Genomic DNA, 22,231 nt, shown 5'->3' on the forward strand with positions numbered 1-22,231 from the left:
GAATCCCAGCGGCGTGAGCGATGGAAACGACGGCGGCGTGAGCGGCGAGAACCACGGTGTGCACAGCCCGGGAAACGACACGGGGGTGCGGACGAGCTCCTCACTCACCGGCGCCGATCTGCACCTCGCTCTCGGTGGCAATCACATCCTGCGCGGTGTCGACGTCCATGTCGACGCCGGGCACACCACGACGGTGATCGGTCCGTCCGGCTCGGGAAAATCCACCCTGCTGCGGGTGCTGAACCGACTGCACGAACCGGATTCCGGCGATGTGCTGATCGACGGTGTCTCGGTGCTCGGCGAGAATCCGGACCGGTTGCGCCAGCGCATCGGCATGGTGTTCCAGCACTTCAATCTGTTCCCGCACAAGACCGTTGCCGAGAACGTGGCGCTGGGACCGCGCAAACTGCGTGGACTGAGCCGGGACGCGGCGCGCGCGGTGGCCCTGGAACAGCTGGAGGCCGTCGGTCTGGCGGCACGGGCCGACACACGGCCGTCGAATCTGTCCGGCGGTCAGCAGCAGCGGGTGGCGATCGCCCGCGCACTGGCGATGAAACCGGAACTGATGCTGTTCGACGAGGCGACCTCGGCGCTGGACCCGGAACTGGTCAAGGGTGTGCTGGCCCTGATGGCCGATCTCGCCTCGGGCGGTATGACCATGATCGTCGTGACCCACGAGATGGGTTTCGCCCGTTCGGTTTCCGACAGCGTGATGTTCATGGATCAGGGCAAGGTGGTGGAGGCGGGGGCCCCGGATCGGTTGTTCGACGATCCGCAGACCCCGCGCCTGCGCCAGTTCCTGTCCCAGGTGCTCTAGCTGCCGCTACCCGAACTGCTGCCGGCGAAGGGGAAGTTGGCGTACTGCGCGAAACTGCCCTGGGCACCGCTGTAGACGTTGACATCGGTATTTCCGGCGATGCCGGGCACATTGCCGGAATCGGTGGTCTGCCAGAACGTCCAGGCCGGCCAGCCGCCCGGAACCTCGGGCTGTGGATTGCCGCGGTAATCGGCGATCCACAGCGGGTACTGGTGGAACTGGTCGGAGTCGGCCATCGCGGTCTGCCAGAACCGCGGATAGGTGTAGATGATCGGCACGCGGCCCGTGAGTGCCTGCACGGTGTTCAGGTATCGGTGGGTCCAGTCGATCAGCGCGGCCGGAGGCAGGCCGCCGGAGTTCTCCATATCGAGGACCGGCGGCAGATCGAGGGGTCCGTTCTGGCCGAGGACCACCGTGGCGTACAGGGCGGCCTGCGGCTCCGGTGGTAGTTCGGGACGGGCGTAGTGATATGTGCCGCGCGCGACCCCGGCGGCGCGCATCAGCAGGCTGTCGGGCACGAAATACGGGTTCATGTAGTCCAGGCCCTCGGTGGCCTTGAGCATGGCGAAGTTGTGACCGGCGGCGCGCACGGCGAACCAGTCGATGAACCGGCCGTCGACATGCTGCCAGGACGACACGTCCGGCCCGGTGGGTCCGGCATGGGCGATACCGGTTGCCGAGAATAAGCCGGCAACGGCGAGCAGCGGCAGGGCTGCGGTGAAGCGACGGACTTTCGGACGAGCCACGGTGCGTCGATACATGGATAAGAGAGTAAGCAGCCGAGGCGGATGTGACCAGGTTTTACCTGTGGCTTATCCGAGCCAGTCGAGTACCGCCGCCGCTGTCCAGGACTGTTGCATACTGCCCAGCGGATCGCCGGTGAACGGGTCGTAGTACTCGGCGAAGCTCCCGTCCCCGGCCTGCCGCAAACCTTCGGCACGCAGCATGAACGACCGCTCGGCCCAGCCGCGGCGTGCGAAGACCCAGGAGAACAACCAGCTCATCACCGGCCACACCGGGCCGCGCCAGTACTCGCGCGGGCGGAAGTCCTTCGAGACCGGCGAGGTCGAGGGCGGCAGGGCGTAGCGCAGATCCGGATGTCCGCAGAACCGTGGACCCTCGAACAATCGCAGCAGGGATCGTTCGGCGCCGCGGGGTAGTCCGCCGCACAGCAGCGGCGCGAACATGGCCAGGGTCTCGGTGCCGATCCACTGATCGGCGCGCAGATCGAAATCGCGCGCGGCGCCGGTGCGATCGTCGGTGGTGGCGATGACACCGGCGCGGAAGTAGTCGGCCCATTCGTAGAGTTCACGCACATCGGCATTGGGCATCCGGTAGTCCTCGCCGATACCGGCCAGCACGTCACAGGCCAGCGCGAAGATCGCGGTGACGAAGACATCCTCGACCGCGAAACTCATGGTCGAGGCCAGATGGAAATCGTCGTAGCCACAGCGCCGCATCTGCTCCACCAGCCACAGATAGCGGTCGTATTCGCGATCCGAGGGGCGCTGCGCGGGTTCGACCACATCCAGATCCGCCCGCTGATACGGCGGCAGATCACCGACCACGACATTGGCGTAGGCGCGGTCCCAGCGCGGGGAATTGTCCATGCCGGATTCCCAGCCGTGGTACAGCGTGATCCGCCCGTGCTGTTTGGGATCGCGGCCGTGCGCCAGCCAGCGATGCCATCGCATCAGATCCACCCACCGTCGATCGAGAAACTCCTCCGCGACCGCGCGGGTGCTGCGCCCGTGCCGACGGGAGTGGTCGAGAATGCGCTGCACCGCGATGGCGTGCACCGGCGGCTGGGTGATACCCGAGGTGTCGGGGCCGGCGGGTGCGTTCGCGGCCAGCCGGCGGCATTCCCAGCGGGCCGGACCGGGGAAGTAGCCGTCCACACCGTTGGCGAACACGATGTGCGGGATCATCCCGTTGCGCCACTGCGCGGACAGCAGGGTGTCGAGTTCGACGACGGCGCGCTCCACACTCAGCGGCGCCAGGCCGACCGAGACGAATGCGGCGTCCCAGCTCCACATGTGTGGATAAAGTCTGGGCGCCGCGCTGGTCATGGTTCCCAGATCGTTGCCGCGCAGCAGGTAGGCGGCCCGGGCTGCCAGTTGGGTGGGGGTGAAGCCGGGACCGTTCATCCCCCTATTCTGCGACGTCACCTTCAGATATGCGCGCTCTGGTGGCGTTGCGCACGGCAGGTCCGTCGGCGGGATCTGCTCGTGGTCGGGCATTCGTTCGGCAGTTGCCACCTTCGTAGCCCCATTCGTCATCCGGTCTGCTCGGACTTCGATTACACGCATCGCGCCCCGGACTCGCCATAGCTGTGCGCCAGATGTCCGAGAGCGGCGGTGGAGTTGTCCGCCTTCGCCTACCGGCTACGGTGGCGATATGGCCGCACCCACGGATTTCACTGCCGCGCAGGACTTGCCGACCGCCCTGATCACCGGCGCGAGCCGGGGACTGGGCGCCGCGATCGCCCGGGAGCTGGCCGGGACGCATCGGTTACTGCTCGGTGCCCGTTCGGCCGATTCGCTGCGGGAGATCCGCGCCGAACTTCCCGCCGCCCAGCCGTGGCCGGTGGATCTGACCGACTACGCCGCGCTGGCCGAAGCGACCGCGCCGATCGAACGCCTGGATGTTCTCGTGCACAACGCCGGCGTGGCCGAACTGGGGTCGATCGCCGAATCCTCGGTGGCCCAGTGGCGCGAGACGTTGGAAGCCAACCTGATCGCGGTCGCCGAACTGACCCGGCTGCTGCTGCCCGCCCTGCGGGCCGCGAACGGCCATGTGGTGCTGATCAATTCGGGTGCGGGCCTGCGGGCCAATCCGGGCTGGGGTGTGTACGCGGCGAGCAAATTCGGCCTGCGGGCCTTCGGTGACGCGTTGCGGCTGGAGGAACCCCGCCTGCGGGTCACCTCGATCCATCCCGGGCGTATCGACACCGATATGCAGCGCGCGATCGTCGAACAGGAGAACCGCGCCTACGAACCCGGCGAATTCCTCACCGCCGCAACGGTGGCCCGCACCGTGCGCACCGCGATCGAGACACCGGGCGACGCGCACCCGACCGAGATCGTGCTCCGCCCGATCGCACGCTGACCGGAACGGGCGGCGCGGCGGCCGCCCGGACCGATCACGCGACGACGTTGACCAGCTTGCCCGGTACGACGATCACCTTGCGTGGCGTCTTACCGGCCAGGAACTCCAGCAGCTTCGCATCGGCCAGTGCCGCGGCCTCCACCGTCTTCGGATCGGCATCGGCCGCGACGCTCACCCGGCTGCGCACCTTGCCGTTGACCTGGATCGGGTATTCGACCGAATCCTCCACCAGCAGAGCCGGATCCGCGATCGGGAAGGGGCCGTGCGCCAGGGCCGTGGTGTGGCCCAGCCGCTCCCACAGTTCCTCCGCGATGTGCGGCGCCATCGGGGCCAGCATCAGCACCAGCGGCTCCACCACCGTGCGCGGTGCGCCCTGCGGATACTGCTTGGTCAGGTGGTTGGTCAGCTCGATCAGCTTGGCACCGGCGGTATTGTCGCGCAGCGCCGCGTAATCGCCGTCCACGCCGTCGATCGTCTTGTGCAGCAGGCGAATCGAAACATCCGCGGGTTCGTCGTCGGTGACCCGCACCGCACCCGATTCCTCGTCGACCACCAGCCGCCAGGCCCGCTGCAGGAAGCGATGCGCGCCGACGACATCCTTGGTCGCCCAGGGGCGGGAGGTGTCCAGCGGGCCCATCGCCATCTCGTACAGCCGGAAGGTGTCCGCACCGTACAGATCGCACATCTCGTCCGGTGAGATCGCGTTCTTCAGGGACTTGCCGATCTTGCCGTATTCCTGGAAGACCTCGACCTCCACACCGGAGGTGCCGGTCCAGAAGAACTTCCCGTCGCGCTCGATCACCTCGGCCGCCGGGATGTAGGTCCCACGCTCGTCGGTGTAGGCGTAGGCCTGGATGTAGCCCTGGTTGAACAGCCGCCGATACGGCTCCGGCCCGGAGACCTCGCCCAGGTCGAACAGCACCTTCTGCCAGAACCGCGCATACAGCAGATGCAGCACCGCGTGCTCGACACCGCCGACGTACAGGTCCACACCACCCGGGTCGTTCGCACCGTGCTCGGCGGTGCGCGGGCCCAGCCAGTAGCGCTCGTTCTCCGGCGCGCAGAACGCCTCGGTATTGGTCGGATCGGCGTAACGCAGCTGATACCAGGAGCTACCGGCCCACTGTGGCATCACATTGGTGTCGCGGCGGTAGGTCTTGGGGCCGTCGCCCAGATCCAGTTCGACCTCGACCCACTCGGTGGCCTTCGCCAGTGGCGGCGACGGTTCGGAATCGGCGTCGTCGGGATCGAAGGTGACCGGCGCGAAGTCCCTCACCTCCGGAAGTTCCACCGGCAGCATCGATTCCGGCAGCGGATGCGCGGCGCCCTGTTCGTCGTAGACGATCGGGAACGGTTCGCCCCAGTAGCGCTGGCGGGCGAACAGCCAGTCCCGCAGCTTGTACTGGATGGTGCCGCGGCCGTGGCCGTCGCGCTCCAGGTGCTCGATCACGGTGGCCTTGGCGGTCTCGACGTCCAGGCCGTTCAGGTAGTCGGAGTTGACCAGGTCGCCGTCACCGGAATACGCGGAGTCCGACAGGTCGCCGCCGGAGATGACCTCCAGGATCGGCAGGCCGAACGCCGTCGCGAACTCCCAGTCGCGCTGGTCGTGGCCGGGCACCGCCATGATCGCGCCGGTGCCGTAGCCGGACAGCACATAGTCGGCGATGAAGATCGGCAGCTGCGCGCCGTTGACCGGATTGGTGGCATGGGCACCCAGGAAGACGCCGGTCTTCTCCTTGTTCTCCTGGCGCTCCAGATCGGATTTCGCGGCGATCGACTTGCGGTATGCCGCAACGGCCTCCGCCGGATTGTCGGCGCCGTAGGTCCACCGCGCATCCACCCCGTCGGGCCACTGTGCGACGGCCAGGCGGTCCACCAGTTCGTGCTCGGGTGCCAGTACCACGTAACTCGCACCGAACAGCGTGTCCGGCCGGGTGGTGAAGACCTCGATGTCGTCGCCGAACGAAACCTGCGCGCCGCGCGAACGCCCGATCCAATTGCGCTGCATGGCCTTCACATTGTCGGGCCAGTCCAGCAGATCCAGATCGTCGACCAGGCGGTCGGAATAGGCGGTGATGCGCATCATCCACTGCCGCAGGCGTTTCCGGAACACCGGGAAGTTGCCACGCTCACTGCGGCCGTCGGCGGTGACCTCCTCGTTGGCCAGCACCGTACCCAGCCCCGGGCACCAGTTGACCATCGAATCCGACTGGTACACCAGGCGATACGAGTCCAGCACCGCACCGCGTTCGGCGGCGGTCAGCTCCGCCCAGGCCCGGCCGTCCGGGGTGTCGCGGGTGCCCGCGGAGAATTCGGCCGCCAGGTCGGTGATGGGCCGAGCCTTGTTCGCGGCCGGGTCGTACCAGGCGTTGTAGATGCGCAGGAAGATCCACTGCGTCCACTTGTAGAACTCGGGGTCGGTGGTGGCGAACGAGCGCCGCCGGTCGTGGCCCAGGCCCAGGCGGTCCAATTGCCGCTGCATGGTGGCGATATTGGACTCCGTGGTCACCCGCGGATGCGCGCCGGTCTGCACCGCGTACTGCTCGGCCGGCAGGCCGAAGGCGTCATATCCCAGAGCGTGCAGCACATTGCGGCCGTGCATCCGGTGGTAGCGCGCGAACACATCGGTCGCGATGTATCCCAGCGGATGTCCGACGTGCAGGCCCGCGCCGGACGGGTACGGGAACATGTCCTGGATGAACAGCTTGTCGGCCGGGGTCGCACCCGCCAGCGGCCCGACCGGATTCGGCGCGTGGAAGGTGCCGCGCTCGGCCCACACCCGCTGCCACTTGCTCTCCAGCGCGCCTGCCAGCTCGGCGTTGTAACGGTGCACCGGGGCATCGCCGTCGGTATCGGTTGCGCGGGTGTCCTGCACGGTCCTGCCTTCTTTTCGCCGAGTTCCCCTGGTGAACGTCTGTGGACAACGTTGCCCATAGGGTAGAGCGTGCGCACGTCAGGACCCAAAAAGGGGTCGCACGGCCCGGACCCTCATCCAGCCCCGTGAACTGGGCGGTTGGATACCGGAGTACCGTCGTGCGAGTGTTCGTGGTCGCGATCCTCCTGTTTCTGCTGGCGGCTGTGGCCGTTGTCACCGGGATTCTCGGGTTGACCGGCACGCTGCCCCCCAATCGGTTCTTCGGTGTGCACACCGAGGATGCGGTCCGCACCGAGGAGACCTATCGGGTCGCCAATCGGGTGGCGGGGCCGACCTCGGTCGGTGCCGGTGTCCTGCTGGCCGCCGCTGGGGCGATCGTGCTGGTGGCGGGCGTGTGGGCGGGTGTGATCGCCACGGTCGTGGCGTTGGTCATCGCCTTGTTCACCCTCGGCGCCGGTGTCAACGCGGCCAATGAGGCCATCGCCGGTCTGGTTCCCGCGGAGACCGGCGGATGCGGCAGCTCGTGCGGATCCTGCTCGCTGCGCGACGCCTGCCAGCCCGCGAATTGAGTTCCCGCCGCTCCGGCGTCACGGTCGGTTTCGACCTCGACATGACGCTGATCGACTCGCGTCCCGGTATCGGCGCCTGCTACGAGGAACTGTCCGCCGAGACGGGTGTGCCGATCGACGCAGAACTGGTCGTCGGCCGCCTCGGCCCGCCGCTGGAACACGAACTCGCCAACTGGTTCCCCGCCGACGAGATACCGGCCATGGCCGCGCGGTACCGGCAGCTGTATCCCCAGCACGCGATCACCGGCACGGTGGCGATGCCCGGCGCGTATGCCGCGCTGGCTGCCGTACACGCCCGCGGCGGCCGCGTGATCGTGGTGACCGGCAAATACGAGCCGAATGCGAAACTGCACCTCGCCCATCTGGACCTCGCCGCCGACGCGGTGATCGGTGATCTCTGGGCCGAGCAGAAGGCCGAGGCCCTGCGCGAGCACGACGCGACGGTGTACGTCGGCGACCACATCGGCGATATTCGTGGTGCCCGCGCCGCGGCAGCGGTTGCCGTCGGTGTGGCCACCGGCCCCTGCTCGCGGGACGAACTGACCGCGGCCGGCGCCGATGTCGTGCTATCCGATCTCGCCGAATTTCCCCGCTGGTGGTCGGGGTTCGCCGCAGAGGTCACCCTCGATCATTGAGATTTTTCACCGGGTTTGGTGGCGGTGACGAGTCGGGTGGGTATCAGCGGCCCCAGCCACCACATGTGCGGGCCCAGATTCCGCCGTCGCACCTCGGTCAGTCCCAGCTCCCGCAGGCGGGCGCGATGCCGACCGGTGGCGAGCAGGTCGGCGACGGCGAGGCGGCCGCCGGGGCGCAGGACGCGTACGGCCTCGTCGATGGCGGTCTGCCGGTCGGCCGCGGACGGGATGTTGTGTATCACCAGACTGCTGAGCACCACGTCGAATGTGTTGTCGTCGAACGGAAGTCGGGTCACATCGCCGGTCACCACCTCGACACGGCCCGTCACCCCCTCGCGTTCGGCATTGCGCAGGGTGACCTCCGGCCCGTTGCCGGTCTGATCGGCGCGCCACAGATCTATGCCGACCGCTCGTCCCCGCGGCAGCAGCTGCGCCGCCATCAATAGCACCGCACCGCGGCCGCAGCCCAAATCCAATACGTGTTCGTCGCCACGCAACTGGAGATCACCGAGGACCCGGGCCCACGCCCGGAACTTCCCGGCCCGGGTCGTCCACAGGTACGACGCTGTGACCAGCGCGATCGCCAGTGCCAGCAGGGCCGTGACGACAGCGAGGACGGTCCATCCGCCCACGGCCGCGACGACCGTCAGCACGAGCAGCGCCACGATGATCGCGGTGATGATCGCGGCCTGGCCGCGCGCCGATACCACCCGGAAATCGCCATCGATGCCGTAGTCCCCGTGCCGAACCGGGACGGCAGTGCTCATCTCGACCATCGATACCTCGCAGTGGTGTGGGCCGTGCTCGCTTGCCGCCAGCATTCCCGGCCGGACCGGCCACGTCTTGGAGAAATGTCGGGCTTCAGGTTCGCGGAATCCGCGCCGGCCAGGCGACCGGGTCGACCACGAGCCACAGCGCCTCGGCGACCGCCGATGTACTCATTCCGGCGAAGGCCGTCACATCGTGATGCAGGTGGGATTGATCCGTGAATCCGCCGTCGGCCGCGACCGTCGCGGCGCTGTGCCCGGCGGCCAGCCGATGAGCCGCATGGTCGAATCGAATCAGCCGCGCCGCGTACTTGGGGGTGAGGCCGACCTGCGCCCGGAAGCGGGACCACAACCGCTGCCGGCTCCAGCCCACCTCGTCGGCGAGCTGTTCGATCCGGACCTGCCCACGCGTCGCCACCATGCGCGACCAGGTGAAGGCGACCTCCCGGTCCACCGCGCGGCCCGCGCCGGATTGCCGGGCGAGCACGCGGTGCACGATCGCGAACCGTTCCTCCCACGAGGTGGTGGCACGCAATCGCTCCTCGGTTCGCTCGGCGTCGCGCCCCCACAGATCCTCGAGGGTGAGGACCGCGGCGCCGATATCGGCCCCCGGTCCCAGCACCGCGTGGGCCACGACCGGCGACAATCGCACCTGCAGCACATCGACATCGCGCCCCGAACCGTGCAGGGTGCCGGTGGCGAGCCCCACGACGACACTGCCTCGTCGCTGCGTCCCGTTGTTGTCATCGGTGAGCAGCGCATCACCGAAGTCCAGGAACAGGGTGCTGGCGGGGTAGGGAATCATCTGCAATTCGACGGGATCCGGCGTCTTCCCCCGGAATCCGGCCATGGACACACCCGGATACGACCGCTCGGGGACCGCGACATCCAGCACAGCCCCGGCGATCTGGACCTGCTCGACCGGCATATCGCCATGGTACGAGTGCTGTTCAGCTCCCGCGCGGCGCGTACATGATCACCGCGACCCCGAGCAGGCACAACGCCGCGCCCGTCAGATCCCAGCGATCCGGCCGGAACTTGTCGAAGACGACGGCCCACAGCAGCGATCCCGCGACGAACACTCCGCCGTAGGCGGCGAGGATCCGCCCGAAATTCGCGTCCGGCTGCAGCGTGGCGACGAACCCGTAGATACCGAGCGCGATCACTCCGGCGCCCATCCACCCCCAGCCGCGATGTTCCCGCACGCCCTGCCACACCAGCCACGCCCCGCCGATCTCGGCGACGGCGGCCAGGACGAACAACACGATCGAGCGTAAGACGGTCACGAACGCCGAGCCTACGAAACCGTCCTGTCGCATTCGGGTCCCGGTACCGGGCGTGACAGCGGGCTGCCCTTCGGGCGAAGATGGACAACAGTGAGCCGCAACGGCTTTCGCGTCCGATTCCGAGCGGTGTGCGCGTGCGCACGGCCGGCGGGTTCGCGGAACATCCGGCCCGGACGGTAACTCACCGGCACACAATCGAGCCCGGGATGCGACAGGGTGCTGCCCGTGACCAGCACGAACAGCGTGCCGTCGTGATAGTGCCACCCGCTGTCCCCGCCTGGTTCGACAATGGTCTGCCGAACGATCAGGTCCCAGCCGGGCACGCGGAATCGCAACAGTATCCGGCTGCGCGTCCCCACGGCCGGGGCCGGGTTCGGCCGGAAACCGCGAGGTTCGCGTCCGAAGAGCGTCATACCTCGATCATGTCGAACGGACGGGACGAGCGGGCGACCGCCGCTCCGGAACAGCACGCCGCGGCGGGCGGCCGGTGTCACCGATCGTGTGCGGAACCGGAACCGGGTGCGCTCCTACACGATGCCCAGCGCGAGCATCGCGTCGGCGACCTGGGTGAAGCCCGCGATATTCGCGCCGGCCACGTAATCTCCCGGTGTTCCGTACTCTTCGGCGGTTTCCAGGCAGCGGTCGTGGATATCGCGCATGATCTTCTCCAGCCGCGCCTCGGTGTGCTCGAAGCTCCACGAATCGCGGGAGGCGTTCTGCTGCATCTCGAGAGCGCTGGTGGCGACACCACCGGCGTTGGCCGCCTTCCCGGGGGCGAAGGTGACCCCGGCCTCGCTGAGCAGGCGGGTGGCGTCGGGGGTGCAGGGCATGTTCGCGCCCTCGGCGACGATGGTGCAGCCGCCGGCGATCAGGGCGCGGGCATCGGCGCCGTTGAGTTCGTTCTGGGTCGCGCAGGGCAGGGCGATATCGCAGGGGACCTGCCAGATCGACCCGGATTCCACGAAATAGGCCGGGCCGCCCTTGGATTCGGCGTACTCGCTGATGCGGCCGCGGCGGCCGTTCTTGATCTCCTTCAGCAGGTCGAGATCGATGCCCTTGTCGTCGATGACGTGGCCGGTGGAATCCGATACCGCGACCACGCTGCCGCCCAGCTGATGCACCTTCTCCACGGCGTAGATCGCGACGTTCCCGGAGCCGGAGATCACGACGCGTTTCCCCTCGAAACTCTCGCCGCGCCGATCCAGGATCTGTTCGGTGAAGAACACGGTTCCGTAGCCGGTGGCCTCGGGCCGGACCTGGGAACCGCCCCAGCTCAGCCCCTTACCCGTGAGCACACCCGATTCGTAGCGGTTGGTGATGCGTTTGTACTGGCCGAACAGGTAGCCGATCTCCCGCCCGCCGACACCGATATCGCCTGCCGGCACATCGGTGTACTCGCCGATGTGCCGATACAGCTCGGTCATGAAGGACTGGCAGAAGCGCATCACCTCCGCATCGGACCGCCCCTTCGGATCGAAGTCGGATCCGCCCTTGCCGCCGCCGATCGGCATCCCGGTGAGTGAGTTCTTGAAGATCTGCTCGAATCCGAGGAATTTCACGATGCCCAGATACACCGAGGGATGGAACCGCAGTCCGCCCTTGTACGGCCCGAGCGCCGAGTTGAACTCCACCCGGAAACCCCGATTGATCTGCACGGTTCCGTTGTCGTCCAGCCACGGCACCCGGAAGATGATCTGTCGTTCGGGTTCGCACAGCCGGCCGATCACCGCCGCGTCGACGTACTGGGGATGTTTGGCGACGACGGGACCGAGGCTGTCGAGCACCTCGCGCACCGCCTGGTGGAATTCGGATTCGCCGGGGTTGCGCCGCAGCACATCGGTGTAGATGTCCTGCAGCTTCTCGTCGAGGGCGGCCATGGGGCACTCCTTCGTGTCATCGGTGCCAGAGGAGGTGTCGTCGATACGTTCTCACGTCCGTTGTGCGACACCTGCGTCCGGTGTGGTGGTCCCGCGCCCGTGGTCCTCGACGAATTTCGTGAGTAGCCGGGCGAATTCGGCCAGCTCGCCCGCGTCCCAGTCCGCGGTGGTGCGGGCGAACGCCGCCCGGCGGGACCGGTGCGCGGCGTCCAGGGCACTGCGTGCGGAGGGTGTCAGGCGCAGCAGGACGCGACGGGCGTCGTGCTGATCGGCCTCACGGCGCAGCAGTCCGTCGGCCACCGCGCGCGCGACCAGGCGACTGGCGCGGGGCTGATCGATATCGAGGGCTTGGGCGATGTCACCGACCGTGGCCGCGTCCTCGCGTGCTTCGACGGCATCGAGGACTCCGAAGGTGGTGGGGTCGACAGCGGTCTCGGATGGGGTGACCAGGCGTTTGAGGGCACGGCGGGTCTGGCTGCGCCGAATCGCGACCATCGCCCGCTCGATGGCCGCCACTGCGTCGTCGCCGCTCATACTTGTCATCCTACAGATAGATGCTAAATTACATTTAAATGTAAAAAGACAACTATTTGAGAGGTGATCCGATGGATACGGCTTCGTGGGCCGCGCATCCGCGGGACGAGTCCGAGGTGCCGAAACCCTTCGGGTATTGGCTGAAGCACATCCACAACGGGCTCGAGGGCAATCTCGCTGCCGCGGTGGGGGAGCTGGGCCTGGACCGGCGGTCGTGGCAGATTCTCAACACCGTCGCGCACGGTCCGATCGATGCCGCCGCGGTGGTCGACGCCCTGGCGCCGTTCGCCGAAGACGACGTCGCGATCGAATCCCACCTCGCGGTGCTGGCTCGGCGTGGTGTGGTCGCCACCGACGCCTCCGGGCGCTACGCCCTCACCGATGCGGGCGCCGAGCTGCATGCCGAGGCATCCGATCGGGTTCACGCGGCACGGCTGGCGATCATGCGCGGCTTCTCCGAAGCCGAATTCCGGACGCTGCTCGAGCTGTTACGCCGCGTCGCCGCCAACGTGGATGCCTGTGCCGCGCAGGAGGAATGAGCGCGGATCCACCCGGACGGCGCGGCAGCACCCTCGGGCGCTGGGCCCGGGGTGCCGCCGCGGTGGATCGAAACGCTCAGTTGGTCTTGCGGCGGAACAGCGATCGTGACCACAGATAGCCGACCACCGCGAAGCCGATGCACCAGGCCAGGGCGCCGACACCGTTCCAGCCGATCGCCGTACCCATCAGCAGTCCGCGCAGGGTCTCCGTCATCGGAGTGAAGGGCTGGAATTCGGCGAACTGGCGGACGCCGGCGGGCATGGTGTCGGTCGGGACCAGGCCGCTGCCGAGGAAGGGCAGGAACACGATCACGGTGGGCGTGTTGCTGGCGCTTTCGGGAGTCTTGGCGGCGAGTCCGAAACCCGCACCGAGCCAAGCCAATCCGAATATCGCCAGGGCGATCAGTCCGAAGGCGGCCACCCACTCCAGCGCGCCGGCATCGGAGCGGAAGCCGATGAGTGCGGCCACGGCGACCATCAGCCCGACGCCGAGCACACCCTGGATGACGGTACCGATCACCTGACCGGTCAGGATCGACGAATGCGCCATGGGCATGGTCCGGAACCTGTTCACGATGCCCTTGGTCATATCCGAGGCGATCCCGACCGCGACGCCGACGACCAGGTAGGCCGGGATCATGAGCATCATCCCGGGCACGATGTAGTCGATGTAGTGCCCGCCCGCCGCCTTCTCCAGCGCGCCGCCGAAGATGTAGTTGAACATCAGCAGCAGGAGCACGGGCATGATCACCACGCCGATGGTCATGGCGGGATATCGCTTGGCGTGCACCAGATTCCGCCGCAGCATGGTGCGGGAATCGGCGAGTGCGTGAGTTGTCATCGTGCGGTTTCCTTCTCGGGTGCGGACTGGCCGGTGAGGCTGAGGAAGACGTCGTCGAGGTTCGGGGTGTGCACGGCCAGGCCCTCGGGTTCGATATCGGCCGAATCGAGCCGCTCCAGCACCGCGCGCAGTGAGGCGACACCGCCGTCGGAGGGCACCGCGAGGGTCGAGTCCTCGATGGTGCCGCCGAGCAGATCGGCCGCGGCCCGCAATCGGGTGTCGTCGTCGAAGGTGAGCCGGATGTGTCCACCCGGCACCAGCCGTTTGAGCTGGTCGGCTGTGCCCTCGGCGACGATGCGGCCGTGATCGAGTACCGCGATCCGTCCGGCGAGCTCGTCGGCCTCGTCCAGATACTGCGTGGTGAGCAAGATCGTGACGCCCCCGGCGACGAGTTCGCGGATGATGTCCCACATTCCGCGCCGGCTACGCGGGTCCAGGCCCACCGTGGGTTCGTCGAGGAAGATGATGCGCGGATCGCCGACCAGCGTCATCGCCAGATCCAGCCGCCGGGTCATCCCGCCGGAGTAGCCGCTCACCACCTTGTCCGCGGCGCCGACGAGGTCGAATCGGTGCAGCAGATCGTTGGCGATGCGCCGGCCCTCGGTGCGGGGCAGATGGTGTAGATCGGCCATCAGCAGCAGGTTCTCGCGTCCGGTGAGCAGCTCGTCGACCGCCGAGAACTGACCGGTCACACCGATGGCGGCACGGACGGAATCGGCGTCGGCGACGGGATCGTGGCCGCCGACGCGTAGGAGGCCGTCGTCGGGCCGGGTCAGGGTCGACAGGATGTGCACGGTGGTGGTCTTGCCGGCGCCGTTGGGGCCGAGCAGGGCGAAGATCGTGCCCTCGGCGACCGTGAGGTCGATTCCGTCGAGAACCACCTGATCACCGAAGGATTTCCGGAGTCCGGTGACGGAAATGGCGGGTGCGCGCATGGCCGTCCTTTCATGAATAGATAGGGATGAATGCATGGTTCGGCTGAGCCGTGTCCGCTCGTATTCGGCGGACAAGGGTGGGAGTTGTCGAATTATGTTGGTGCCGAGGCGGTTCGGTGGCCGCCGCGGCGGATCAGATGTCGAGGTCCTCGATCTGCGGATGGTCCGACAGATCACTGATCCGTTCGTACAGTTTGTCGGGGATCTTGCCTTTCAGATCGGAGGGTGCGTCGTAGATGTCCATGGTGAATTCGCCCCAGTCCGGATCGGTGACTCCGAGCATCCGGCGCCAGTTGGTGAGGTCCGCGAGCCAATTGGTATCGGTGGGGTAGTCCGACCAATCCGAACGCTGCTGGTGCACCACGTATTTGCCCTTCCGGGTGTGGAAGACCCGAAAGCGCTCGTAGGCTTCGCTGCCCATCTCGGAGGCCTCGGTGAGTAGCCGGCCGGAGAAGCGCACCTGCCGGGCGCCGTTGTGGCCGACCCGCAGGACCACCTCGTCGAATCCGGCCGCTCGGCCTTCCTCGAGTTCGATGTAGCGCCGCAGGGCCGTCACGATCGCGCCCGACAGATTGCCGCCGACCAGCTCTTGAGCTCGCTGGAACAGGGGGAGGTCGTCGTCGGAGACGTACACGGTCTTGTTGGGCATGGCATCACTATACGTAGATGTATACATACACACAAGAGCCTGCTCGAGACCGGTTTCCTGTTTCGGTGAACCGGCCGGGCCCGTGCTTCGTATCTCCCCTGAACGCGTTCGGCCCGGCAGTGGAATGCCGGTGAGCGGATGCACTCCGCGGGAAGGAGCGGCGATGCCGTCACGAGTGGTCGACTATCTGGTCCGGGCCGTGTCGGGGCTGGGCGTGCGACATATCTTCGGCGTCGACGGCGCCAATATCGAGGATCTCTATGATGCCGCGTACGACGCCGCGGACCGGGTCACCGCGGTGGTGGCCAAGCACGAGTTCGCCGCCGCCACCATGGCCGACGGCTATGCACGCTCCACCTCGGGGATCGGCGTGGTATGTGCGACCTCCGGCGGTGGTGCGATGAATCTCGTTGCGGGACTGGCAGAATCGCACGCATCCCGGGTTCCGGTGCTGGCTCTGGTGGGTCAGGCGCCCACCGATCAGGAGGGCCGGGGGGCCTTTCAGGATTCCAGCGGGCGAGCCGGAACATTCGATGCCGCACGCCTTTTCGACACCATATCGCTGTACTGCGCGCGAGTACGGTCACCGGCGTCACTACCGGAACACCTGTCCCGCGCGGTCGCCGCCGCGCGGGCCGGTGGGCCCGCGGTGCTGTTGCTGCCCAAAGATATTCAGCAGGCCGACATCGGTGCCGTGACCCCGTTCATCGCACCGGATCGGGTGCACGGCCGGGACGAGTTCGGCATCGCCCGGCTGTCGGAGGGGTTGCGGGCCGCACGGGCGATCGGCAAGGTGGTGATCATCGCCGGAGCCCAGGTCGCGCGCGACGACGCCCGCGCCGAATTGCGTGAGCTGGCAGCGGTTCTCGACGCTGGCGTGGGTGTGGCACCCGATGCCAAGGATGTCTACGGCTGCGACGAACACGGATTCCTCGGCGTCGCCGGCAGCATGGGACATCAGGAACTGGTCGATGCCCTGCGTGGCAGTGCACTGTGCCTGCTGGTCGGAACCCGGATGCCGGTCACCGCCCGCGCCGGACTGGAATCGGTGCTGGGCGCGTCGACGGCTTCGGTCGGCGCCGAACCACCGTATGTCCCAGCGGTGCACGCCACCAGCACCGATCTCGCCACCACACTGCGTGAGCTGGTGTTGACATCGGGACTCGGTGACGGGGCGCGACGCCACGCCGATCCGCCGCCGGATCCGAGTCCGCTGCCGGTCCCACCGGCCGAAGGCCCCGGCCTGCGATATCGGGATATCGTCGAAACACTCAATGCCGCACTGCCTTCCGATATCGATGTATTCGCCGATGCGGGTAACACCGGCGCCTCGGTGGTGCATCATCTGCGCCCCCCGCGCGGCGGCCGCTTCGTGGTCGCCCTCGGAATGGGCGGAATGGGGTATGCCTTCGGCGCCGCGATCGGATCCTGTTTCGCCCGCCGGCGCAGACCCGACGGCAGTGAACGCCGCACGGTGGTCGTCGCCGGTGACGGCGCCTTCTACATGCACGGAATGGAGATACACACCGCCATCCAGTACGGCCTGCCGGTGACCTTCGTCGTACTCGACAACTCGGCACACGCCATGTGCGTCACCAGGGAGCAGTTGTTCTACGGAGATCGCTACAGCTTCAACAGATTTCACAAGGCTCATCTCGGCGCCGGCATCGCGGCGATGTTCCCCGGGCTGCCGTCCTTCACACCGCGCACCCGTGCGGAACTCACCACCGTCCTGGGGAACTGTCTGCGGACCCCGGGGCCGTCCTTCGTCTCGATCGATTGCGATGCCGACGAGATACCGCCGTTCATCCCCTTCCTGTCCGCCTCGAGGAGCAACCCGTGACCACCAGCACCGCACCTGCCCTCGGCGATCTTCCGGATCTGCCGCATCGGGTCATTCCGGGACTACTACGCATCGAGAATTCCGATCGGGAGGAGACCACGCCGGTCATCATGGACATGTTGCGTTCGGTCTATCCGCACGATCAGGTCTTCGGGCAGTTCTGCCCGGTTCAGGACTACATCGCCGTCCCGCCCCGGGAATTGTACGAATACCTCTCGCACACACTGAGTCTCGAAGAGTGGACCTACAGTCTGCGCGGTTTCACGGAGACCGATACTCCCGGGCTGTGGGAGTCCTGTGACCGCCTGGGAAAGAACACCCGGATCTTCACCCGGACGGTGGCGAACCCGGATGCGATGACCGTCGATTACCACTGTGCCTGGGATCAGGGCGAACACCTGTGGATGATCTACCTGATGCGGGTCGTGGACGCGCAGGTCGTCTTCGGCAAGCCCGGATCGGTGGTGCTGTGGACCAATTGCCACCACCGGTTCTACGACGAGAATCCCTATCCCGATGCCGCGCCGCCGGGCCGCACGGTGTGGGTCGGCGATTTCTGGGAGATGTTCGCCGCCGGCCATCGCCTGGAATTGGACAATCTGAAGGCGATTGCCGAATACCGTGCCGCGCACGGACTTCCGATCACCCCCGAATGGATGAGGTGACACCCGTGGACTTCACCGATCCCACCCTGACGCTCGCACCGGTGAGCCTCGTCGATGTGTCCTGCTATCTGCCCGGCGAGCCGGTGGGCACCGAGTATTTCACCCGGTTCTCGCGCTCGGAGCGAATGGCGAAGAACGTCATGTTCCGCGCCCCCAAGGCGCGCCATCACCGTGGGCGCGACGAAACCGCCGTCGACATGGTCGAATCCGCGGTGGCGCCCTTGCGCGATCGGCACGGCCCCGATGTGCTCGCCGATATCGATGTGCTGATAACGCACACCCAATTGCCCGACAATCCCGTGCTGGGCGCCGGGCCGGAGGTGGCCCGCCGGCTCGGGATGAATCCGAAGTGGGTCTTCGATGTGCACAACGGTGGTTGTGCGGCGTTCATCCACATGATGATGCTGGCGCGGATGATCCTGCAGACCACCGACGCGCGGACCGCGCTGATCGCGACGACCCAGAACACCGCGGGACCGGTGTTCACGCAGACCGAGATCCGCACACTCGCGCAGGCGCCGGTACCAGGTGACGGATGCGGAGTGGGGTTGCTGGCCAAGAACAATTCCGCGCCGATCCTGGATATCGAATGCCGCACGTTCCCCGAATTCGCCGGCGATATGGATTTCAGCACCGGTTCGGACCGCAAGTACTGGGAGCCCGGGGAGGGACAGGGCTGTGTGAGTTTCACCGAATCGAAGGTGACCAAAGTGTTCGCTCGCGGGAATCGGCTCGTGCCGGAACTGGCGCTGGCGGTGTGCGATCACATCGGGGTGAAGGGCCGCGATATCGACACCTTCGTCACCAATCAGCCGAATCGGCTGTTCCTGCGCAATTGGCACGATGCACTGGAACTGCCGCCCGAACGGCATCCCGACACCTTCGATCGCTGCGGAAATCTGTTCGCCGCCGGCATTCCCGTCACGCTCGATGTCGAGAACCGGGCGGGCCGGCTGCGCAACGGTTCGATCGTCCTGCTGTCCGCTTTCGCCCACGCGGGTGATTTCGCGGCCGCCGCCGCGGTGCGCTGGGGTGCCGCGGGATGACCCCGCACGCCCGCGAACCCGTCGGCACGCAGCCCTTGCCATGCGACGTCTTCGATCTGACCCTGAGCGAAAATCCCTTTCCGCCACTGCCTTCGGTGCTCGAATCGGTGAACGCCAGCTTGCGCCGGGCGAATCGGTATCCCGAGTTCTTGCCGCATCGACTACCCGCGGTGATCGCCGCCCACCTCGGTGTGGATACCGACCGGGTGGTGGTGGGTGCGGGCGCCACCGGTGTGGTGCTGCAGATCATGCAGACCGTATCCGGACCGGGGCGGCAGATGGTGTTCGCGAGCCCGACCTTCGACGGGTACCCCATCATGGCGGCGATGGCCGGCTTGGAATCGGTTGCCGTGCCGTTGGATTCGTCGGGTGAGCAGAATTTCGCGGCGATGGCGCGTGCGGTCGGCGAACGCACCGCGCTGGTCGCGGTGTGCCGCCCGCACAATCCGACCGGGACCGTACCGGCGGCCGCGGAGCTGCGCGCATTCTTGCCGGCCGTCCCGCGTCATGTTCCGGTGATTCTGGACGAGGCCTATGTGGAATTCCTGGCCGAGGACGAGCGGGTCGATACCTGTGAACTCGTCGCCCGGCATCCGAACCTCCTGGTCCTGCGCACCTTTTCGAAGGCCTACGGATTGGCTGGATTGCGGATCGGTTACGCCTTCGGCGCGCCGGAGCAGATCGCGCGGATACGGCGGCTGCAGCTGCCATTCGGAACGCCCGAGTACGCGGTCGAGGCGGTGCGGGCCTGCTATGCCGCCTCGGCGGAGCTGGCCGGGCGCATCCGCGACATCGCCGCCGAGCGGGAGGGATTGCGAACAGCGCTGCGGCGCAGAGGTATCGATGTTCCGCGCAGTCGCGGGAACTTCCTCTATCTGCCCGGACCGGGCGTCCACGCGGCCTTGGCGAGCGCCGGAATCGCGGCCAAGGGATATCGCGACGGCAGCGCGCGGATCGCGGTGGGTGATCCGCGCGCCGGCATCGCGGTACTACATGCCTTCGACGGGTGGTCCGGATCCGGACGTCCCGGCCGGGCCGGGCACGACGAATCGATCGCCCGGTGGCCGGTCCGGCAGCCGCACGGATGTCCGGGAACCGGAACGTGCTCCGGCCGGTGAGCTTCGCGATCTGCTGATCTAGCAACGCTAGACAATCTAGTTGAGTGCATATACTGTTGCTCATGAAGCTAGCAACGCTAGATGCAGACTAGGAGTCCAGCCATCATGCTCATCACATCCGCACAGGTCCTCGCCGTACTCGCCGTCCTGACCAACGGCATCGTGTACGGCACCGATTTCTGCGCCGCACTGATCATGCGGTCCGTCTATCGCAAACTCGACGACGCGACGGTCACGACATCCGCGGGCTGGGGCCACTACTACGGCGATCGACGGATGCCCTTCGCCGGCGCGGGCGGGGTGATCGCCACCGTCCTCACCGTTGTCTTGGCGGTGATCGCGGGCAGCGCCGGCGGCGCGGTCGCCGCGGGCATCGCGCTGGTGGCGCTGCTGGGCTGGCTGGGCTTGTACGTCACGATCGCCAAACCCATCAACACCGCGCAGACCGCCGCCGCGATGTCCGGTGTGATCCCCGCGAATGCCCGCGCCCTGCAGGACAAGTGGGACAGCATCCTCGGCTTCCGGGTCGGCCTGCAGGCCGTGGCGCTCACCGGACTGTGCACCGCGCTGATCCTGCTCTGAGGCCCGGCGTGTTATACCGTCCCGCGCAGGAAGACCTGATTCGTTGTGCTGGAACGGATTTCGACCGAGCTGATCTTGTCCGGCGGTACCGAGGTGATACCGTCCGCGGTGATGTCCTGGCCCGGGTGAGCAGTCCACTGCGCGAGCATCGATTGGGTGCCGTCGGTGTGCACGACCCAGAGCGCGCCGTCCCAGTTGTAGTCGGTGTCGGAGGGCGCGTAGTTGCACGACATGTTGACGCGAGTGCCGGATTCCACCGGGGTGAGACTGAAATTGGCGGTGATCGGGGAGGGCACCACCTGATCCATCTGCCGTTGCAGCACCTGCTGCTGGGTGGTGGGCGGATGCTCCTGCTGCTGAGTGATCGTGATGGTGGCAGGGATCGTGATCGCCACCGCGGCGGCGGCCGCAGCGACGGCACCCGCGAATATCCCCCAGCCCGTGTTGCGGCGCCGTTTACGTTCGCGGGCGGCGTCGAGCGAGGCCACGGTGTCGTCCGGACGCTGAGCACCGGCATCCGGCTCGGCGGAGCCCTCTGGCGCCGCGGCACTGCCGGTGTCGGTGGCGGTCGGTCCGGCCGGGCGCGGTGGTTCCGGCGGCGGTGCGGTGCGGCCCGCCTCGAACGGCAGTATGCCGCCGGCGTCCGCGGACCCGTTCTGCTCGGCGGCGCGCACCCGGTCCAGCAGCGCCTCGAAACCCGCATCCCCGAATACCGGGGCGGCCGTCCGCGATCCGGCCGGCTCGACCTCGTCGGTCAGCGACAGGGCGACATCACCGGGCACCCGGCTCAACAGCCCCGGCAGTCCGGACAGTTCGGCGACCGCCGCGCGGCAGTCCACGCAATCGATCAGATGGTTCTCGTAGGCGAGTCGTTGCTCCTGGTCGAGGGCGCCGAGTACATACGGGGCATCCCAGGTCGCATATTCGTCGGGTGAGTCGGAATCCGCCGATGTCACTTCGTCACCCCCATCTCCTGTAGGGCCGAACGCAACGCTCGCATCCCGTAGTGCATCCGGGATTTGACCGTGCCCTCGGGAATGGTCAGTTCGTTCGCGATCTGCTGGGTCGACAGGCCACGGTAGTAGGCCCGCACGATGACCTCGCGATGATCGGTACTCAGCCGGGCCAGCGCGTCGGCGATCAGCCAGCTGTCCACCGCGCGTTCGGCCTCATCCACCGTCGCCTGTTCAGGCGGCGTGTCCGTGCCGTATTCGCGGCGATGACGGGCACTGCGGAACTCGTCGACCGCCAGATGCCGGGCGACGGTGAACAGCCACGCCCGGGCCGAGGAGGTCGATTGATCGAGTACCTGCGGCCGCTGCCACGCCCGCAGCAGCGTCTCCTGCACGATGTCCTCGGCCCGCCCGGCATCGCCGACCAGGCTGTAGGTATATCGCCACAGGGCGGGCGCGTGCTCGTCGTAGAGCGCACGCAACAGTTGCGCCCTGGCGGGCGCGGCATCGACGGGAGGAATCGCCGAGTCAGACATCGGCGGCGACGCCCGCCCGTCGTATCCGCCGCCTCCGTCGAGGCGAGCGCTGGGTG

The 22,231-nt window shown here is 67.3% G+C and carries 24 protein-coding genes; 10 read left to right on the top strand and 14 right to left on the bottom strand.

Annotation, left to right across the window (positions count from 1 at the left end):
* Positions 1–85 precede the first annotated feature (85 nt).
* The gene (locus AB0L57_RS07795) at positions 86–817 is read left to right on the top strand and encodes an amino acid ABC transporter ATP-binding protein (RefSeq protein WP_364959323.1); all 732 of its coding nucleotides are present in this window, start codon (positions 86–88) and stop codon (positions 815–817) included.
* Here AB0L57_RS07795 and AB0L57_RS07800 read toward each other — a convergent pair.
* Positions 814–1,578 (bottom strand): glycoside hydrolase family 25 protein, encoded by a 765-nt coding sequence (locus tag AB0L57_RS07800; protein ID WP_364958723.1) that lies wholly within the window; start codon positions 1,576–1,578, stop codon positions 814–816. The two genes, AB0L57_RS07795 and AB0L57_RS07800, sit on opposite strands and share 4 nt — an antisense overlap.
* Before the next feature lie 51 nt (positions 1,579–1,629).
* On the bottom strand, positions 1,630–2,964 hold the full coding sequence (locus AB0L57_RS07805; protein ID WP_364958725.1) for a glycogen debranching protein: 1,335 nt from the start codon (positions 2,962–2,964) through the stop codon (positions 1,630–1,632).
* 250 nt (positions 2,965–3,214) lie between these two features.
* Between AB0L57_RS07805 and AB0L57_RS07810 the strand changes: the two genes are divergently transcribed.
* Positions 3,215–3,925, top strand: coding sequence for an SDR family oxidoreductase (locus tag AB0L57_RS07810; protein WP_364958727.1), 711 nt, complete (start codon positions 3,215–3,217; stop codon positions 3,923–3,925).
* Between the two features lie 34 nt (positions 3,926–3,959).
* On the opposite strand, the gene leuS is transcribed toward AB0L57_RS07810, so the two are convergent.
* A complete protein-coding gene (gene leuS, locus AB0L57_RS07815) occupies positions 3,960–6,800 on the bottom strand; it encodes a leucine--tRNA ligase (protein WP_364958729.1) in 2,841 nt (946 codons plus the stop codon).
* Positions 6,801–6,964: 164 nt separating this feature from the next.
* On the opposite strand from leuS, the gene AB0L57_RS07820 reads away from it, so the two are divergent.
* Positions 6,965–7,369, top strand: coding sequence for an SdpI family protein (locus AB0L57_RS07820; RefSeq protein ID WP_364958731.1), 405 nt, complete (start codon positions 6,965–6,967; stop codon positions 7,367–7,369).
* Positions 7,312–8,004, top strand: coding sequence for a haloacid dehalogenase-like hydrolase (locus AB0L57_RS07825; RefSeq protein ID WP_364958733.1), 693 nt, complete (start codon positions 7,312–7,314; stop codon positions 8,002–8,004). The genes AB0L57_RS07820 and AB0L57_RS07825 overlap by 58 nt, the downstream gene beginning before the upstream one ends.
* Here AB0L57_RS07825 and AB0L57_RS07830 read toward each other — a convergent pair.
* The 6 genes from AB0L57_RS07830 to AB0L57_RS07855 form a co-directional block, all read right to left on the bottom strand.
* Positions 7,998–8,771: a class I SAM-dependent methyltransferase gene (locus tag AB0L57_RS07830; RefSeq protein ID WP_364958735.1), complete on the bottom strand. Its 774-nt coding sequence runs from the start codon at positions 8,769–8,771 to the stop codon at positions 7,998–8,000. The genes AB0L57_RS07825 and AB0L57_RS07830 overlap by 7 nt on opposite strands.
* A gap of 94 nt (positions 8,772–8,865) precedes the next feature.
* On the bottom strand, positions 8,866–9,699 hold the full coding sequence (locus AB0L57_RS07835; RefSeq protein WP_364958737.1) for a helix-turn-helix domain-containing protein: 834 nt from the start codon (positions 9,697–9,699) through the stop codon (positions 8,866–8,868).
* 22 nt (positions 9,700–9,721) lie between these two features.
* The gene (locus AB0L57_RS07840; RefSeq protein ID WP_364958739.1) at positions 9,722–10,057 is read right to left on the bottom strand and encodes a YnfA family protein; all 336 of its coding nucleotides are present in this window, start codon (positions 10,055–10,057) and stop codon (positions 9,722–9,724) included.
* A gap of 11 nt (positions 10,058–10,068) precedes the next feature.
* Positions 10,069–10,470 (bottom strand): cupin domain-containing protein, encoded by a 402-nt coding sequence (locus tag AB0L57_RS07845; protein ID WP_364958741.1) that lies wholly within the window; start codon positions 10,468–10,470, stop codon positions 10,069–10,071.
* Between the two features lie 114 nt (positions 10,471–10,584).
* Positions 10,585–11,934, bottom strand: a complete 1,350-nt coding sequence (gene gdhA / locus AB0L57_RS07850) for an NADP-specific glutamate dehydrogenase (protein ID WP_364958743.1) — start codon at positions 11,932–11,934, stop codon at positions 10,585–10,587.
* Positions 11,935–11,985: 51 nt separating this feature from the next.
* Positions 11,986–12,468 (bottom strand): MarR family winged helix-turn-helix transcriptional regulator, encoded by a 483-nt coding sequence (locus tag AB0L57_RS07855; protein WP_364958745.1) that lies wholly within the window; start codon positions 12,466–12,468, stop codon positions 11,986–11,988.
* A 71-nt stretch (positions 12,469–12,539) separates the two neighbouring features.
* Here AB0L57_RS07855 and AB0L57_RS07860 point away from each other — a divergent pair, with 71 nt between their 5' ends.
* Positions 12,540–13,007 carry a hypothetical protein gene (locus tag AB0L57_RS07860; RefSeq protein ID WP_364958747.1) on the top strand — a complete coding sequence of 156 codons (468 nt, stop codon included), beginning with the start codon at positions 12,540–12,542 and terminating at the stop codon, positions 13,005–13,007.
* Between the two features lie 76 nt (positions 13,008–13,083).
* Here the strand turns inward: AB0L57_RS07860 and AB0L57_RS07865 are convergent, their stop codons facing one another.
* The 3 genes from AB0L57_RS07865 to AB0L57_RS07875 all read right to left on the bottom strand — a co-directional run bounded on the left by AB0L57_RS07865 (position 13,084) and on the right by AB0L57_RS07875 (position 15,432).
* The gene (locus tag AB0L57_RS07865; RefSeq protein WP_364958749.1) at positions 13,084–13,848 is read right to left on the bottom strand and encodes an ABC transporter permease; all 765 of its coding nucleotides are present in this window, start codon (positions 13,846–13,848) and stop codon (positions 13,084–13,086) included.
* Positions 13,845–14,783 (bottom strand): ATP-binding cassette domain-containing protein, encoded by a 939-nt coding sequence (locus tag AB0L57_RS07870; RefSeq protein ID WP_364958751.1) that lies wholly within the window; start codon positions 14,781–14,783, stop codon positions 13,845–13,847. The genes AB0L57_RS07865 and AB0L57_RS07870 overlap by 4 nt, the downstream gene beginning before the upstream one ends.
* A gap of 133 nt (positions 14,784–14,916) precedes the next feature.
* Positions 14,917–15,432: an EXLDI protein gene (locus AB0L57_RS07875; RefSeq protein ID WP_364958754.1), complete on the bottom strand. Its 516-nt coding sequence runs from the start codon at positions 15,430–15,432 to the stop codon at positions 14,917–14,919.
* Between the two features lie 163 nt (positions 15,433–15,595).
* On the opposite strand from AB0L57_RS07875, the gene AB0L57_RS07880 reads away from it, so the two are divergent.
* From AB0L57_RS07880 to AB0L57_RS07900, 5 genes are all read left to right on the top strand, one after another.
* Positions 15,596–17,275, top strand: coding sequence for a thiamine pyrophosphate-binding protein (locus AB0L57_RS07880; RefSeq protein WP_364958756.1), 1,680 nt, complete (start codon positions 15,596–15,598; stop codon positions 17,273–17,275).
* A complete protein-coding gene (locus tag AB0L57_RS07885; RefSeq protein WP_364958758.1) occupies positions 17,272–17,940 on the top strand; it encodes an SRPBCC family protein in 669 nt (222 codons plus the stop codon). The genes AB0L57_RS07880 and AB0L57_RS07885 overlap by 4 nt, the downstream gene beginning before the upstream one ends.
* Positions 17,941–17,945: 5 nt before the next feature.
* Positions 17,946–18,986: a 3-oxoacyl-[acyl-carrier-protein] synthase III C-terminal domain-containing protein gene (locus tag AB0L57_RS07890; RefSeq protein ID WP_364958760.1), complete on the top strand. Its 1,041-nt coding sequence runs from the start codon at positions 17,946–17,948 to the stop codon at positions 18,984–18,986.
* Positions 18,983–20,104: an aminotransferase class I/II-fold pyridoxal phosphate-dependent enzyme gene (locus AB0L57_RS07895; protein ID WP_364958761.1), complete on the top strand. Its 1,122-nt coding sequence runs from the start codon at positions 18,983–18,985 to the stop codon at positions 20,102–20,104. The genes AB0L57_RS07890 and AB0L57_RS07895 overlap by 4 nt, the downstream gene beginning before the upstream one ends.
* A gap of 105 nt (positions 20,105–20,209) precedes the next feature.
* The gene (locus AB0L57_RS07900) at positions 20,210–20,686 is read left to right on the top strand and encodes a DUF1772 domain-containing protein (RefSeq protein ID WP_364958763.1); all 477 of its coding nucleotides are present in this window, start codon (positions 20,210–20,212) and stop codon (positions 20,684–20,686) included.
* An 11-nt stretch (positions 20,687–20,697) separates the two neighbouring features.
* Here AB0L57_RS07900 and AB0L57_RS07905 read toward each other — a convergent pair whose 3' ends face one another.
* Positions 20,698–21,642, bottom strand: coding sequence for a zf-HC2 domain-containing protein (locus AB0L57_RS07905; protein ID WP_364958765.1), 945 nt, complete (start codon positions 21,640–21,642; stop codon positions 20,698–20,700).
* Entirely contained in the window at positions 21,639–22,175 is a 537-nt protein-coding gene (locus tag AB0L57_RS07910; RefSeq protein WP_364958767.1) for a sigma-70 family RNA polymerase sigma factor, read from the bottom strand. Before AB0L57_RS07910 ends, AB0L57_RS07905 begins: the two co-directional genes overlap by 4 nt.
* Positions 22,176–22,231 lie beyond the last annotated feature (56 nt).

The sequence above is a fragment of the Nocardia sp. NPDC052254 genome (assembly GCF_040679495.1).
Classification (GTDB): Bacteria; Actinomycetota; Actinomycetes; order Mycobacteriales; family Mycobacteriaceae; genus Nocardia.